11 protein-coding genes are annotated in these 15,705 nt (G+C 44.6%); all 11 read left to right on the top strand.

Going from position 1 to position 15,705, the window contains the following annotated elements:
* The first annotated feature begins 91 nt into the window (after positions 1-91).
* Entirely contained in the window at positions 92-2,836 is a 2,745-nt protein-coding gene (gene esaA / locus D8793_RS06565) for a type VII secretion protein EsaA (RefSeq protein WP_125383817.1), read from the top strand.
* Between the two features lie 203 nt (positions 2,837-3,039).
* Positions 3,040-3,180: a hypothetical protein gene (locus D8793_RS11885; protein ID WP_167320505.1), complete on the top strand. Its 141-nt coding sequence runs from the start codon at positions 3,040-3,042 to the stop codon at positions 3,178-3,180.
* A 273-nt stretch (positions 3,181-3,453) separates the two neighbouring features.
* Positions 3,454-5,673: a RelA/SpoT family protein gene (locus tag D8793_RS06560; protein WP_061910305.1), complete on the top strand. Its 2,220-nt coding sequence runs from the start codon at positions 3,454-3,456 to the stop codon at positions 5,671-5,673.
* A 47-nt stretch (positions 5,674-5,720) separates the two neighbouring features.
* A complete protein-coding gene (gene dtd / locus D8793_RS06555) occupies positions 5,721-6,164 on the top strand; it encodes a D-aminoacyl-tRNA deacylase (protein WP_125371225.1) in 444 nt (147 codons plus the stop codon).
* 359 nt (positions 6,165-6,523) lie between these two features.
* Positions 6,524-7,114, top strand: coding sequence for a CDP-archaeol synthase (locus D8793_RS06550; protein WP_125371224.1), 591 nt, complete (start codon positions 6,524-6,526; stop codon positions 7,112-7,114).
* A 14-nt stretch (positions 7,115-7,128) separates the two neighbouring features.
* Positions 7,129-9,624, top strand: a complete 2,496-nt coding sequence (locus tag D8793_RS06545; protein WP_125371223.1) for a PEP/pyruvate-binding domain-containing protein — start codon at positions 7,129-7,131, stop codon at positions 9,622-9,624.
* On the top strand, positions 9,611-10,243 hold the full coding sequence (locus D8793_RS06540; RefSeq protein WP_125371222.1) for a CDP-alcohol phosphatidyltransferase family protein: 633 nt from the start codon (positions 9,611-9,613) through the stop codon (positions 10,241-10,243). The genes D8793_RS06545 and D8793_RS06540 overlap by 14 nt, the downstream gene beginning before the upstream one ends.
* The gene (locus D8793_RS06535; protein WP_125371221.1) at positions 10,236-11,108 is read left to right on the top strand and encodes a phosphatidylserine decarboxylase; all 873 of its coding nucleotides are present in this window, start codon (positions 10,236-10,238) and stop codon (positions 11,106-11,108) included. Before D8793_RS06540 ends, D8793_RS06535 begins: the two co-directional genes overlap by 8 nt.
* Positions 11,093-11,992, top strand: a complete 900-nt coding sequence (locus tag D8793_RS06530) for a UbiA family prenyltransferase (protein ID WP_125371220.1) — start codon at positions 11,093-11,095, stop codon at positions 11,990-11,992. Before D8793_RS06535 ends, D8793_RS06530 begins: the two co-directional genes overlap by 16 nt.
* On the top strand, positions 11,992-14,475 hold the full coding sequence (locus D8793_RS06525; RefSeq protein ID WP_125371219.1) for a phosphoenolpyruvate synthase: 2,484 nt from the start codon (positions 11,992-11,994) through the stop codon (positions 14,473-14,475). The genes D8793_RS06530 and D8793_RS06525 overlap by 1 nt, the downstream gene beginning before the upstream one ends.
* Positions 14,462-15,538 (top strand): hypothetical protein, encoded by a 1,077-nt coding sequence (locus D8793_RS06520; RefSeq protein WP_125371218.1) that lies wholly within the window; start codon positions 14,462-14,464, stop codon positions 15,536-15,538. Before D8793_RS06525 ends, D8793_RS06520 begins: the two co-directional genes overlap by 14 nt.
* Positions 15,539-15,705 lie beyond the last annotated feature (167 nt).

Raw genomic sequence — 15,705 nt, 5'->3', positions numbered from 1 at the left:
ATAAGTCTTGAATGTGCTATAATAGACAGAGAGATTCCTGTTAACAAGTAACGATGATGCGTCTAAAATCAATTTAGGAGAAAGAATTATAATGAGTCTAAAAAAAGAAAAAAAACATTTGTTTGGAAAAGTGTTAATTATTTTATGCTTGATGCTTACTGTGGGAGTTCTTATCTATGTAAGTAAATCAGATAGTTTTTCTTTTATTTTAGGAACTAAGGAAAAAACACATCTTCGAATTGGAATTGTCAATCAAGATGAGGGTGAGCAATTAAATAGTGTCCAATATAATTTTGGAGATGATTTTACAAAATTACTAGCGAAGGATGAGAAAAAAGAGGCGAGTTGGAAAGTCCTATCTAGGAATCAAGCAGAAAGCCAGTACAAGGATGATTCACTTGAAGCTATCATTTACATACCTAAAGATTTCTCGCACAATATATTGCAATTGTCAAGTTTTAATCCTGAAAAGGCCAAAATAACGTATAAGGTAAAAGATTCTGTAAAAAAAGAGCAGTCTCTTGAAATGGCTCAACAAGTCGGGGATTATGTTAATAGCTTGAATCAGAAAACCATTCGTCTATATTTTACAAGTGTCATTAATAATCTTGATGATGCCAAACTTCGGATGAAAACAATTGTTGATGATGAATCAGATGTGTATAGTTCCTTATCTACTTCAATCTTTCAACCTGCTGATAGGAGTATTAAATCAATAGATTCCATTCCTTCGATCGCACAGAGTGTTCAGTCTTCTAATAGAGCATTTGAACAATCAACGTCAAGTTTCAAAACCTCAACCTCTGATTTGTTGAAAAAAAATTCGGAGTCCTTACTCGGTCAAGCAGATCCAATTTTAAAGTACAAACAAGTTCAATCACAGGTTGCTAATCACAATGCTCGAGTCGCAGGAAATTCTATTAAGAATCAATATGATAAAGATAATGAATTGTATCTAACCCTTTATAGAAATTCAATGAATTATTTGCATCTTTTCAAAAATACAGACTCCTCTACTGATCCAGATAATTCAGAACCTTATTTTAAACGTTTAGCTCAGCGTATAAATAGTTATAATGAGAAGATGAAGCAATATCAAGCGCAGATAGAGCAGTCTCGAAAAGAACTAGGCTCCATTCGGAGCTCTCTTGAGGAGTCTCGTAGACAAATATCTCAGAACTATTTTGACGGTAAAGAAATTGATACATCGACCTTAGGAAGTGATGAGGCAGCGATTTTAAAAGCAGTCAGTGATGAAGCAGATCAAAATAGTGTAAGACAAGCTTTAGCTAAGCAGGTTGTTAATACTTTATCAGATTCAGATGAATTGCCCATAGATTATACTAATCAAGTAGATAGCACGATTGCTTCTATTAGTGTTAATCCTAGTGATTATGGAATCTTATTTAATAAACTAAAAGAGTTTGGAGCTTTAACAGATGGACAAATCAATTCATATTACGCAAAATTAAGCCTATTGTCGAAATATGCGAGCATTAAAGGTAGGACTACTGGTTCGATGCCAGGCTATACATTTATAACAGTAGCTAATGATGTGTTGCCACCTACAGAGACTCAAACGGTTACAATGACTCATGTTTATCCTGAACTCTCTTCTGCAGGAACTGGAGCTAAGAAATATATTGAAACTCCTATTCGTGTGACAAATGTACGTGTTAAGGGTGCCAAGGGAGCCACAGTAGTCCCAAGCGTTGATAAGATTTCAGCACCGACTACCCTCCAACTTCAAATTCAACTTTCTCCTAATTATGGACTGAATACTATTATGTTTGAACTTGAAATTGGTGGTGAAAGAATTCCTTTAGAGTATAGTTTCTTTTATGATGATAATAAAGGAAATGTTGCGTTAGTAAAGAAAGATTTATCCCATATTTTTGACCAACTATCTCGAATTGATATAGCGTCGACTATGGTTAAGAATTTATATGGTAGCCCAACATCATCGTATAACAATGTTGACATAGCTAATCCAGCGAGTGACTCAGTTGCGAAGATGTATGGGAACATTTCACCATCATCTGTAGCGGATAAGTTGCAACAGAAAGATGTGGATCAATATAGACAGTCAGGAATTGACCTATATGTTAAATTAAGTGTAGAGATAAATAGACTTCAGGCAAATATAGCCTCTCTTCCTCAGCTGGCAAAAGAAGAATTACCTAGCAATTATTTTGAAACAATTGTTAAAGACTTAGGCGATTGGCACCAAGAGGCGTCTAATAAGTTGAATGAGGAGTATGAGAAGTGGAAAAAAAATGGCCCAGAGCTTTTAGAGATTTCTCCAACAAGTTCAGGTGACGGTTTGTCAAATAGTAGACTTTATACAACAGATGATAGTAGTAATAGTCTATTGGATATTGTTACAAAACTTGCCTCTAATACTCGAAACACTTCTGATACAATCATCTCTAATGGGAACACAATTGGATCTATGGATACGCAATTTAATACTTTAGCAGAGCAAGCTAAAAGAGTTCAAGGAGAAGTGAAGGAAGTTCATCAGCAAACGGAATCACTTATTAAGAATCAGGCTAAGAATGTTGAAGATAGTACTGAATTTAATAAGAACTTCCAAGGAGTACTATCAAATGCTCGTTCGAACGGAACGGATAATCAAGCTGTTTTAAACTTCTTATCCAACCCAGTTGTAACTGAAAAAACCAATCAATCTGGTGTTTTATCAAATACACCGATCTGGGTTTATCTACTTGTAATCTTACTTTTAACCAATATTGCGACTGGGCTAACAATTAGAGAGTATGCTCATAGAAAGAAAGAGAAAATAGTTGAAAAGGAAGAAGAGCACTTCGAATAGATAAGAATTATTTTCTCATCAAGCTTTACAAAATTGTCAGGAAAAAGTGCTTTTATAAAGGAATTTTTATTGTTTTCCTATCTTAAATTTGGTATAATAAAGGTGAATCCGGAGGCAGGCTAGAAAGGAAAAAATCGGAAACGAAACAGCCGCTGATGGTCGTTTTGCACATTGCAGTTTGAAATAAGGAGAGGAGGTTTATCATGTCTTTGTCTACCTTATTTGAAGTATCAATAGCTATTTTGGGTGTAGCCTCTGCTGGTTACCTCATCTATGCCTATTATGAGTTTCTAAAAGATATAGCTCATATGGAGAAAGTACATCATTTTCATCACGGAGGTTGAGACAAAAGTGTCTCGGCCTCGCTTTTTATTAGAAAGAGATCCTTGAGGTTGCAGCTGCTTGCTCAATAGCTATGGATTATCGAGCAACCTCGTGGGGCTGGAACTGTTTATAATTCTAGGAAAGCTTTTAAACCTTAGCTCGGAAATAAGGTTGACAAGCTAAAACTTTGAAAACGTAGTTCTATTCTGCCACCTTACTTTTATTCTAGTCCTCTTGGTTTTCATATTGATTTAAAAATGTTAAAATAGTAGGCAAGAAAGCGGAGAGAATGCATGCCAAAAGAAGAAAATTTAACGGGGAATCAGGTTGTAGCCCTAACAAAAAAATATTTAGCTGCAGAGGATGTAGCTTTTGTTCAAAAAGCACTGATTTATGCGATGGAATGTCATAGCGGGCAAACTCGCAAGTCGGGAGAGCCCTATATTGTCCATCCGATTCAGGTGGCGGGAATTTTAGCCAAGCTCAAGCTGGATGCTGTTTCAGTAGCCTGTGGTTTTTTGCATGATGTCGTAGAGGATACGGCGGCGACCTTGGACGATCTGGAGCGAGAATTTGGCCATGATGTGCGCGTGATTGTGGATGGTGTAACCAAGCTTGGGAAAGTCAAATACAAGTCTCACGAAGAACAGTTGGCGGAAAATCACCGCAAGATGCTCATGGCCATGTCAGAAGACCTTCGAGTGATCTTGGTCAAGCTGGCTGACCGTCTGCATAATATGCGTACTCTGAATCATTTACGGCCAGACAAGCAAGAGCGAATCTCGCAGGAAACGATGGAAATCTATGCTCCTCTGGCCCATCGTTTGGGGATTTCCAGTGTCAAATGGGAATTGGAAGACTTATCTTTCCGTTATCTCAATCCGACGGAATTTTATAAAATCTCCCACATGATGAAGGAGAAGCGCCGAGAGCGGGAAGCTCTAGTAGAGGAAGTTGTCCACAAGATTGAAACCTACGCGGGAGAACGCAATCTACATGGGAAGATTTATGGCCGTCCCAAGCATATTTACTCCATCTACCGCAAAATGCAGGACAAGAAGAAGCGGTTTGATGAGATCTATGATCTGATTGCCATTCGCTGCATTTTGAGCACCCACAGCGATGTCTATGCTATGCTGGGCTACATCCATGAGCTTTGGAAACCTATGCCGGGGCGTTTCAAGGATTATATTGCCAACCGCAAGGCCAACGGCTACCAGTCTATCCATACGACCGTTTATGGTCCTAAAGGTCCGATTGAGTTCCAGATTCGAACCAAGGAAATGCACGAAGTCGCAGAATACGGGGTCGCGGCTCACTGGGCCTATAAAAAAGGAATTAAGGGTCAGGTTGACGGCAAGGAATCTGCCATCGGGATGAATTGGATCAAGGAATTGATGGAATTGCAGAATCAGTCTGGTGATGCAAAGGAATTTGTTGATTCGGTTAAGGAAAGCTACCTGGCTGAGGAAATCTATGTCTTCACACCGGATGGAGCAGTGCGTTCTTTGCCTAAGGACTCAGGACCCATTGATTTTGCCTATGAGATCCATACTAAGGTTGGGGAGAAGGCGACAGGAGCTAAGGTCAATGGCCGCATGGTGCCGCTCAATACCAAGCTGAAGACTGGGGATCAGGTGGAAATCATCACCAATGCCAATTCCTTTGGACCTAGTCGTGACTGGCTTAATCTTGTCAAGACCAGCAAGGCCAGAAATAAAATCCGTCAGTTCTTTAAAAATCAAGACAAGGAGCTGTCTATTTCTAAAGGGCGAGAGCTCTTGCAGGCTCAATTTCAGGAGAATGGTTATGTAGCCAATAAGTACATGGACAAGAAGCACATGGAAGATGTGCTGCAAAAGACCAGCTATAAGACCGAAGAAGCGCTTTTTGCGGCAATTGGTTTCGGTGAGATCGGTGCCATTAGTATTTTCAATCGTTTGACAGAAAAAGAGCGCCGTGAGGAAGAGCGGGCCAAGGCCAAAGCAGAGGCGGAGGAATTGGTCAAGGGCGGTGAAGTCAAGGTCGAAAATAAAAAAGACACCCTTAAAGTCAAGCACGAAGGTGGTGTGGTCATTCAGGGGGCGTCTGGTCTCCTCATTCGGATTGCCAAGTGCTGTAATCCTGTGCCTGGTGACGATATTGTTGGTTACATTACCAAAGGACGCGGCGTAGCTATTCACCGGCAAGATTGTATGAATCTCAAGGCTCAGGAAAATTACGAGCAGCGCTTGCTTGATGTGGAATGGGAAGAAAATAATTCGACCAAAGAGTATATAGCCCACATTGATATTTATGGTCTCAATCGGTCTGGCCTCCTTAACGATGTGTTGCAGGTGCTGTCTAATACCACCAAAAACATCTCAACGGTTAATGCCCAGCCAACTAAGGATATGAAATTTGCTAATATCCATGTTTCTTTTGGCATTGCTAATCTGTCCATGCTGACGACGGTGGTGGATAAGATCAAGAGCGTGCCAGAGGTGTATTCGGTCAAACGGACCAACGGCTAAGTGCGAGCCTGTCAGAGTAGATAGTAGTCAGAAATAAAGGAAAAGATATGAAAATTGTCATTCAGCGTGTCAAACGTGCTCAGGTTAGTATTGACCAGCAGCTGCATAGTAGCATTGAACAAGGTCTCCTGCTCTTGGTAGGTGTCGGGCCTGATGATAGTCAGGAAGATATGGACTACGCGGTCAGGAAGATTGTCAATATGCGGATTTTTTCCGATTCTGAGGGCAAAATGAACCTGTCTATCAAGGACATTGCTGGAGAGATTTTGTCGATTTCCCAGTTCACTCTGCATGCAGATACCAAAAAGGGAAATCGGCCAGCCTTCACAGGTGCAGCCAAGCCGGACATGGCTAGTCCCTTTTTTGACAGGTTTAACCAGCTGTTAGCTGAGCAAGTGCCAGTCAAGACGGGCGTGTTCGGAGCAGATATGCAGGTAGAATTGGTAAATGATGGCCCAGTGACTATTTTGCTAGACACTAAAAATCGGTGAAGGAATTGCGCGCCTTTTGAAGGTTAGTGGTTTACGACCAAGCAAAAATAGTTTGTTTCTTTTCTAGATAAAACTCATATTTATAGGCTTCATAAGTAATTTTTAATAAACCAGATGCTGGTTTCCTTAGAAGTTCTTATGAGGCTTTTTGTGTGGTTTAAAGGCGATATTATTCTAGCAGGCAGCTTTGGAGTTGATAAAGCGGAATGGCAGACATGGGTTGCTCCTTGTCAGATGCGACAGATACGTAGGGCTTATTGGAAAGAGGCTTTACGACTTATGGTATAATGATATATATAAGTTTGAGGAGTCTCTTGATTTTTTTCAGACTGATCTTCATAAAAAGAATAGGAAATAATATGCGCTCGATTCTTGCCTTGTATGTAACCCTGATGCCGGTCATTCTGGCTGGAGTACTGAATATGATCTTTTGCAAGTCTTCACTGCTAGAGGCGGCTTATCGACCCATGGATGCTGGGCTGATGTTAAAGGATGGGAAGAGGCTTTTTGGAGACAACAAGACATGGAAAGGTTTCTTTGGCATGATTGTCTGGGGAGCTTTGGCGCAGATTCTCTGGGGCTTGCTTTTGAAGAGTATTCCTACCCTAGAGAAGCTGCACTTGGTCTATGCCTTCTACGAAAATACCGTGCTCTTTAATCTAGTGTTTGGGGCTCTTTTGGGGCTGGCCTATGTTTTGTTTGAGTTGCCCAATAGCTTCATCAAGCGCCGTTTGGAAATCAGAGAGGGCAAGACGGCGGAGAATGGCTGGAAATGGACCTTTATCTGGATAGACCAGATTGATTCCTTGATTGGCTGTATTATTTTCTTGCTGTTCTATATTCCTCTGTCTTGGCAGCAGATGCTGGGCATTCTAATCCTAGGGGCGGGCACGCATCTAGGAGTCAATCGTCTGCTCTACTGGGCTAAGCTTAGAAAAAATCGTATGTGAGATGGGAGTTTTTGATGAAAGAACTATGGCTGGAAAAAGAGTCTTCGGCCGTCTATGGTGGTAAAATCAATCAGTTAATCAGCCTCTGTCGGTTGGGTCTTTCGGTTCCTAAGGGGTTAATTTTACCAGCGGACCAAGTAATGGCTTGGCTAAGCGTAGCTCTGCCAGAATACTCAAAACAGGGACTTAAAGAGTTAATCGAACTGGGCCAGGAGGAAATTGCGGAGCGTTTGCAACATTATCTCTTGGAGCCAGCTTGGCTACAGGAGTTAGCAGACTTTTGTCAGGGAAATCAAGCTTATATCGTTCGCAGTAGTGCCATCTTAGAAGACGGACAGGCCATGTCATTTGCTGGTCAGTATGACTCGATTGGCAACTGCTGGACACTGTCAGAAATTGAGCAGGGCATTCGTTCTTGTCTGCTTTCCCTCTTTAATCCAGAAGCCTTGGCTTACTGGCAGCGTCAGGGTTTGCCTGAGAAAGATTTTGCCATGGCAGTGCTGATCCAGGAGCAGATAGAGCCTGACTTCAGCGGTGTCTGCTTTTCGCTAGACGTGGCGACTAATCAGGACCAGACCATGCTGCTTGAGTATGTAAAAGGCTCGGCTGAGAGCTTGGTTAGCGGTCAAGTCAATCCTGAGCAGCTGACTCTTGCTTGGTACAAGCCGGACTGGCTCCAGTTTGAAAAGGCTGAAATCTCTCTGGCAGTCTTGCAGAAGCTGCATGCGCAGGTTTTGCAGATTGTGGCGTATTTTGGTCGGCCGATGGATATTGAGTGGTGTGCCGTACAAGAGCAAGTCTATCTGCTGCAGGCTCGGCCCATCACGACAGTACCAACTAAAATCGACAGTGGCCGCTGGACGACGGCGAATTTTCGGGATGGAGGAGTGGCGGCTCAGCCCTGTCCAAACCTGATGTGGAGCCTTTACCGCCATTCTTGGCAAGAGGCCCTTTCTAGCTTTTTGCTGGCTATTGGCCTAGAGCCAGATGGTGTGATGCCACCGCTGATGCGCCTGCACTATGCACGGCCTTTCTGGAACTTAGGTGTGGTCAAGCAAGGCATGGAGCAGATTCCGGGCTATATTGAGCGTGACTTTGATGACGAGCTGGGAGTTAATAAAGACTATCAAGGTCAAGGTTTTACCAGCAAATTAAGCCCAGCCTTGCTCTTGAATTTCCTGCGGGTAGCTTTGAAAACGCAAAAAGTAACTAAGACTTTTCTGCATCAGGCACCAGACAAGCTGCAAGAGCTGCGTCAGCAATTTACCCGCCTGAATCAAGAAATCCAAGAACTGAACGACCAAAGCCCGCTCCAGCAAGTCGAGAGTCTTTGGCAGTTAGTGCTAAATCAGGCTTATTTAGATAGTGAGGGAGCTTATTTCTGGCAGGCCTACATCAATACGGTCCAGCTGTCTATGAAAAAGACCAGTCTGCTTAAATGGCTGACGGTGGATGAATTTTTCCAACTGATAGCTAAATTGGGAAATGTTTCGCATACCAAGCCTTTGGCTCGAATGCTGGAAGCTGCGGATCTTGTTTTGGCAGACGAGAAACTGACAGATGATTGGTTGAAGTTATCGGTGGAAGAGTTGCAGGAACTGGCTGCACAATATCCTGAGCGAGCAGATTTCATCAAGGTTCAGGATTTTCAAAAGGACTTTGGCTATCACTCGACACGGGAGCTGGACTTGCGAGTAGCTAGTTATGAAGAAGATGCTCATCAAGTTCTGACAGCGGTTCAGCAGTTGATTGCTGATTCAGCGTATTACCAGGCGGCCAAAGCTTCGCTCAGTCCTGTCTCAGAGTCTGAGCTGGATTTGCCTCATCTATCTCGAGCCAAGCAGAAAAAGATAGAAAAAATCAGTCAAGACCTGCGGAACTTGCTCTGGTGGCGGGAGGAGTTCAAAGATATTTCCACGCGCTATTACCACCTCATTCGTCAGATTAGCCTCAAACTCGGCCAGGCCTACGAAAAGCGAGGCTTTCTGAAAGATTCCCAAGATATTTTTTATATTAAGAAAGAAAGTCTGATTGCCTTTATGGAAGGGCAAAGGACTGCTGACCAGCTGCAAGAAGCAGCAGCAGATAATCGGCATTATTGCCAGGCCTATCGGAATTTTGACCCAGTGGGGGATTTGACCGACAAAGAGATGAGCTTGGAAAAGGTGGCCTATGAGAGTCAGGCTCTGCTGACGGGAATGCCAGCCAGCAGCGGTCAGGTGACCGGTCGGGTTCGAGTCCTCTTGGATTTGGCGGATATTGAGACGATTGAGCCGGGAGAAATTCTTGTCACTCGCTATACAGATACGGGTTGGAGCTATGTTTTCGGTATTCTGGGCGGTCTTGTGACAGAGTATGGCGGGGTCCTCTGCCATGCCTCCATAGTCGCTCGGGAGTGTGGGATTCCAGCTCTGGTCTGCGCTAAGAATGCAACTCAGCTGCTAGAAACTGGCATGATGGTAACTTTAGATGGAAGAAGAGGAGAAATACGACTTCATGAAGAAGAATGAACCTTTGTTTATCGGTGAATACGACAAATCTGTTATCCTAACCTATATGGGCGCCACTTTTGCACTGTTGGCAGTCTATGCCATCATTCAGTCCCAGATGAGGCTAGCCATGATGGCCTTTATCGTTAGCGGTATCTGTGACCTCTTTGACGGTGTAGTGGCGCGACGGATGAAGCGAACTGAAAGTCAGAAGCGCTTCGGCATTGAGATTGATTCGCTCTGCGACATGATTAGCTTTGCGGCACTTCCAGCTGTGCTCCTCATGACTCAGCTGCCCTTGGGAGCGGCCAATATCATCTTGGCTGTTCTCTATGTCTTGGCTGCGGTCACGCGCTTGGCGCATTTTAACCGCTTGGCCAAGCATGATGAAGGATCTGGCTCTTATTTTATCGGCTTGCCCGTGACTTACAGCGCCCTCTTTTTCCCTCTGACCTATCTGGTCTGTCAATGGATGGCGCCTGCTCTATTTGCTTGGGTATGGTTGGGCCTGTCTCTTTTGCTGACCTTTCTATTTGTCTACAACTGCCGTATTCCCAAGCCCAATAAGCTGGCCTATCTGGCCTTTGCGATTCTAGCAGTTGCAAGTCTGATTGGTCTGGGGGTTCTCCCGCATGGTTAAGGTCTATCAAAGAAAGACTGGCCAAGTAGTGGAACCGACAGAATATAAGGCGGGGCTGTTAGATAAGCTTTATGGTACTGCTTGGGGCCGCATCTTGTTGTCTTTCTTGACCCGACCTAGCCTGTCTTATCTTCTAACTTTGAAAGACTACACTCTTTTTTCTCGCAAGAAAATAGCAGCTTTTGTGGAAAATTATCAGCTGAATCTGGCCGACTATGAATCTGGCCCCTATTCTAGTTTTGCGGCTTTCTTCCAGCGAAAAATCAAGTCCGCTCTGCGTCCGGTCTGTCCTGATAGTCAAGTGCTGGCTGTGGCAGATGCCAAGCTGGAGGCTTTTACCATTAGTCAGGACTTGCGGTTGACAATTAAGGGGCAGACATACAGGCTAGCTGAGTTACTGCTGGATGAGGAGTTGGCTCAGCTGTTTAGTGGCGGAACAGCGCTGGTCTATCGCTTGGGAGTAGAAGACCTGCACCGCTATTTGGCAGCTGAATCCGGCAGAATTACCCAAAGTCGAAAAATCAAGGGTCGCCTGCATACGGTTAGGCAGGTAGCCCAGAAACGGCGCTTGATTTACAAGGAAAATAAAAGAGAATACTGTCTTTTAGATACCGACCTAGGACCTGTCCTGCAGATGGAAGTAGGGGCTCTCTTGGTCGGAAGAATATACAATCACAGTCAGGACTATTTGGTCAGGGGACAGGAGAAGGGCTGCTTTGGTCTGGGCGGCTCAACCATTCTTGTCCTCTATCCAGCAGGCATGATTCGCTTGGATCAGGATATTCTGACTTACTCAGACCTCGGAATAGAAACCCAAATTCAAATGGGGGAAAAGATTGGAGAAAAGCTATGTTTAAACGATTAGCTGTTTATTATAAGGAAATGTTTCCTTTGCTGCCGCGCTTTTTTGTGGCTGCCATCATGTTTTTTGAGATTTATTTTGTCCTTCTGCTCAATGACGGAGTGACCAAGTTTCACTTTGACCATCAGGAGTTGATTGGGATTTTTACGATTTTTGTCTTTCTGATGATTCTGCGGATTGCGGATGATTTCAAGGACTACGAGACCGACCGACGCCTCTTTCCTCATCGGGCTCTGCCATCTGGACGAGTGAAAAAGAAGGACTTGGCTGTTGCCCTCAGCTTTATCGTAGCTGTCTCTGTACTCCTCAATGTCCTCTTTATGAACAATATCGGCTGGTTCCTCTTTCTCTATATCTACGGAACTCTCATGTCCTTCTGGTTCTTCAAGCGTGACAAGATTCAAAATTCCCTGCCACTGGCTCTAGTGACCCATAATCCGGTCATGATGATTTTGAATCTCTATACCATCTCTTTTGTCTGCTACAAGTACAATCTGCCTCTCTTGTCCCTGCCGACTGTCCTGCTGGCCTTTACCATGTATTTCCCAAGTCTGATCTGGGAAGTCTGCCGTAAGATTCGGGCGCCAAAAGACGAGACAGAGTATGTGACCTATTCTATGCTTTTTGGCTACAAAAAAGCCACTCGCTTTATCGAGGTGGTGACTCTGCTGGATATCTTGACCAATTTCGCTCTCCTCTGGAATATTTCCCATGTCGGAGTGGTAGTCTTGGTGCTGAATGTCATCTGGATGACCGTCCAGTTTGAGCAGTTTATCAAGGATCCAACTCGCTTTAATATCCGGGAGCGGGTGGAACGTTATACTTATATCACGGAGACGACCATGGTTCTGTCCGTTGCTGTTTATCTCTTGATGGGGGTACTTTGATGAAAAGAATCAAGCAGACAGGGCTTGACCGGGTTGGAGGCAAGGCCTATCATTTGCTGAAAATGCAGGCTGCTGGTTTGCTGATTCCTGACTTTGCAGTGTTTGCTTTTGACTTTTTTCAAAAATCTGCCAGCTCTGCTGACTTGGAGCGGATGGAAGCAGCTTATCGGTCTGGGGAGTTAGACTTGTCCCAGCTCAGTCAGCAACTGCAGGACTGGGCCAGAGAGCAGTTTAGTCAAGAAGACCTGACGGCAGCAGAAAGTTGGGTCCACAAGGAGTTTTCTCAGACAGGCTGTCGCTTTGCAGTTCGCTCATCAGCAACCATTGAGGATGGGAAGGCTTCATCATTTGCCGGTCAGTTTGAGAGCCGGCTCAATGTGAAGCCAGATGGACTTAAAGAAGCCATCCAAGCGACCTTGCTCTCTCTTTATCAGGAGTCAGCTCTTGGTTATCTGTTTGAGCAAGGACTATCCTTGGAGCAAGCGCAGATGATTTGCCTTGTGCAGGTCATGCAGGAGGGAGACTTGTCTGGGATTTACTTTACAGCTAATCCCAAGGGAATTTTTAACGAGCACATCATTGTCATCGGTCGGGGCTTGGGCAATAAGGTTGTCGAGGATAAGATTCCTACAACCATGGTGACCCTCCATCCTAAGGATCAGCTCTTTTATACAGAGCAGACGGAGGACTCGCCAGACGTATCACTGGAACAACTCGAGGAGTTACAGGCCTTGGCTAGTCAGGTGAGTCAGCTTTTCGGACCTTATATGGATATGGAGTTCACCTTCGCAAATGGCCAACTCTATCTCTTGCAGGCACGACCTATTACCACCTTGCCAGAGGGACAGCAGATTATTCTGGATAACAGCAACATTGTCGAGAGCTATCCGGGCGTTTCCAGTCCTCTGACTATTAGTTTTATTCAAGAGGCTTATGCCAGCATTTTCCGCAGTCTTGCCCAGCGCTTGGTTGGCAAGGATGCCCCTGAGTTGGCTGCCTATGAAGACACTTTTCAAAATATGCTGCAGCCGGTCAACAGCCGGGTTTATTACCAGATTCAGAGCTGGTATCAGTTGCTGCAGCTTTTGCCTTTTTCAAAGAAAATCATTCCTATCTGGCAGGATATGCTGGGAGTGAGAGAGACAGAAGTGCCTCAGATGCCAGTGCACCTATCTGCTTTCAAACGCCTGCAAATCATGCTCCGAATCATCCGAGAGTTTTGGACGGCACCCAAGCAAATGCGGAAATTGGAAGAGCAGTTCGCCCAGATTCAGCACGAATATGAAGCGAGCTTTTCTCCCGACGCAGATGCGGAGACCTTGATTGGCTTGGTCAGCAAGCTGAAAGAGGATATTCTGGCTCACTGGGACATTACGCTGGTCAATGACCTCTATGCTTTTGTATATACTGGACTCCTGAAGAAGTCGCGTCGCGGCGGAGCTGTTCAAGCTGAAATTGCAGGAATTGAGCAGATTGAAAGTATGCGGCCGGCCTTGGCTCTGCAGGCTTTAACAGCTCAGCTGAAAGCAGAAGAAAATGCAGAGATTAGACAGGCCATGGCAAGTGAAAGTCCAGCTGTCTTTCTAAATCGCCAGCACCCTTTGGTCCAAGAAATAGTCCATTTTATCCATGAATTTGGTGATCGAGCTCCAGAAGAGTTGAAGTTAGAAACTTCAACTTTTCGAACGCACCCAGAGCGTCTGCTTAAGCTCCTGCTGCAAATGTGCCAGCAAGAGGAGAAGAAGCTGGCTCCTCAGAAACTTGAAGAAGAGGTGCAAAAATCAGGCTGGTGGACGAATTTTCTTCGTAAGCGAGCCATGACAGGCGTTAAATATCGGGAAAGCTCCCGCTTAAACCGCACACGGATCTATGGCATGATGCGGCAGATTTTCAGAACATTGGGCCAGCAATTAGCCGAGCAAGGACTGCTGGCTACGCCTGACGATGTTTTTTACCTGACAAAGGAAGAGTTGTTTGAGCTGACCAGAAAGCCCAGAGATGTTAGCGGCTTGATAGCCGAGCGTCGAGAGAAGTTAGAGGCTGATAAGGAGCTGCCAAGCTTTAGTCGCTATGTTTTTGCTGGACAGGTCTTTGAGAAATATCTGAAACCGCAAAACCGCACCAGCAGTCATAATACAGGCAATCAAGCCTTACAAGGGATTGGCTGCTCACCTGGTTTCGTTAAGGCTCAGGTTTTGGTCGTGGAAGATGTGCAGGAGATTGAGTCTGCTCAGGACCGGATTATCGTGACCAAGATGACCGATCCGGGCTGGGTTTATCTTCTGACCCAAGCCAAGGGTGTCATTGCCGAGCAGGGATCCTTGCTCTCGCACACGGCCATTATTTCCCGCGAGTTGGGTATTCCTTCCATTGTTAATGTCAGAGGCGCCTGCAGCCAGCTGCAAAATGGTGACTGGATTGAGATGGATGGCCTTACTGGCAAGATTCGACTGATCAAGGAGGAAGACCATGCTGCAAATTAAACCTGTCAAACCCAATACTGCAGAGCTGGCCGATTTTCTAGCTCTGCCCAAGCAGATTTACCAGCCAGACCTCCTCATGCAGTCGGCAGAGGAAGAGCTGGCTTTGATTGAAGGCAGTCACCCGCTGAGTTCTGACCTAGAAACCTATGCCTTTGTTGGCTATATGAACAGTCAGCCTTGTATTCGCGGACTTCTGACCTTTTATTCAGATGATGAGGCTGCTTACTTAGGATTTTTCGAATCAATCAACGACCAACAGCTTGCATCTGCTTTTATCGAGCATTTAGCAGGTTTTGCTCGCAGTCTCGGAGCGATTAAGATAATCGGTCCCGTACAGGCAAGTTTTTGGCTGGGTTATCGAATGCAGCTGACTGGAACAGAGGAGCCCCCTTTTACAGGGGAGCCTCATAATCCAGCCTATTATCCTCAGCTGTGGCAGGCTGCTGGTTTTGAGCTCAAGGAGCGCTATCTGTCCAATTTTTATCCCAAGGTCAGCAATCAAACTCATCAGGACAAGTTGGCTCATCGCTTTGAGTCTTTTGAAGAAGCGGGTTTCATCATTTGCTCGCCCAAAAAGAAGGACTGGGAAGAAGCTTCGCTGCAGGTTTTTGAGCTCCTCAATCGCCTCTATCAAGATTTTCCGATTTATCGGTCAATTTCCAGTCAGCAGTTCAGTCAGATTTTTCAAAAATACCAGTATATTCTTGATTTTTCCATGGTTAAGCTGGCCTATAAGGAGGGCAAGTTAGTTGGCTTCCTGATTGCCATGCCGGACTATGGCTCTTTGGTTTATAAAAAGCTGACTCCTCTCAACCTAGCCAAGCTTTTCTGGACCAAGCGCTTTGCTAAACGTTATACGATTATGTATCTAGGAGTAGATGAAGAATTCTTGGGGTTGGGCTCTGCCTTGGCCTATCCGATTTTTAAAGAGGCGCAGAAACGGCAAGCCTCGGCTATCGGTGCCCTGATTCACCAAAATACCGTCACGCGCCACTATGCAGCAGAATTGCAAGGAGACAAGCATGAGTATGGCCTCTTTGAGTTGGAATTGGGGCTTGGATGATCTGTAACACAGTAGGTTCTCTCCCAGAGAATCTGCTTTTTGCTGTTCGCTAAAAATAAAACGTTCCTCTTCTTCTCGACAACTGCAAGAAAAGTATTTTATAAGGCTAAGGGATTGCAATTTAGAGTAAAATCCAGTAAAATTTTTATTAGTTTATTATATGAAGA

Source organism: Streptococcus cristatus (assembly GCF_003943465.1).
GTDB lineage: Bacteria > Bacillota > Bacilli > Lactobacillales > Streptococcaceae > Streptococcus > Streptococcus cristatus_C.
The sequence above is the reverse complement of the archived record's forward strand: the minus strand, read 5'-3'. Positions and strand labels throughout refer to the sequence as shown.

Excerpts from the sequence above, each read along its gene's own strand:
- D8793_RS06540 (WP_125371222.1), top strand. The coding sequence starts at position 9,611 with ATGAAGAAGAATGAACCTTTGTTTATCGGTGAATACGACAAATCTGTT.
- D8793_RS06560 (WP_061910305.1), top strand. The coding sequence starts at position 3,454 with ATGCCAAAAGAAGAAAATTTAACGGGGAATCAGGTTGTAGCCCTAACA.
- D8793_RS06535 (WP_125371221.1), top strand. The coding sequence starts at position 10,236 with ATGGTTAAGGTCTATCAAAGAAAGACTGGCCAAGTAGTGGAACCGACA.
- esaA (WP_125383817.1), top strand. The coding sequence starts at position 92 with ATGAGTCTAAAAAAAGAAAAAAAACATTTGTTTGGAAAAGTGTTAATT.
- D8793_RS06530 (WP_125371220.1), top strand. The coding sequence starts at position 11,093 with ATGTTTAAACGATTAGCTGTTTATTATAAGGAAATGTTTCCTTTGCTG.
- D8793_RS06545 (WP_125371223.1), top strand. The coding sequence starts at position 7,129 with ATGAAAGAACTATGGCTGGAAAAAGAGTCTTCGGCCGTCTATGGTGGT.
- D8793_RS06520 (WP_125371218.1), top strand. The coding sequence starts at position 14,462 with ATGCTGCAAATTAAACCTGTCAAACCCAATACTGCAGAGCTGGCCGAT.
- D8793_RS11885 (WP_167320505.1), top strand. The coding sequence starts at position 3,040 with ATGTCTTTGTCTACCTTATTTGAAGTATCAATAGCTATTTTGGGTGTA.
- D8793_RS06550 (WP_125371224.1), top strand. The coding sequence starts at position 6,524 with ATGCGCTCGATTCTTGCCTTGTATGTAACCCTGATGCCGGTCATTCTG.
- D8793_RS06525 (WP_125371219.1), top strand. The coding sequence starts at position 11,992 with ATGAAAAGAATCAAGCAGACAGGGCTTGACCGGGTTGGAGGCAAGGCC.
- dtd (WP_125371225.1), top strand. The coding sequence starts at position 5,721 with ATGAAAATTGTCATTCAGCGTGTCAAACGTGCTCAGGTTAGTATTGAC.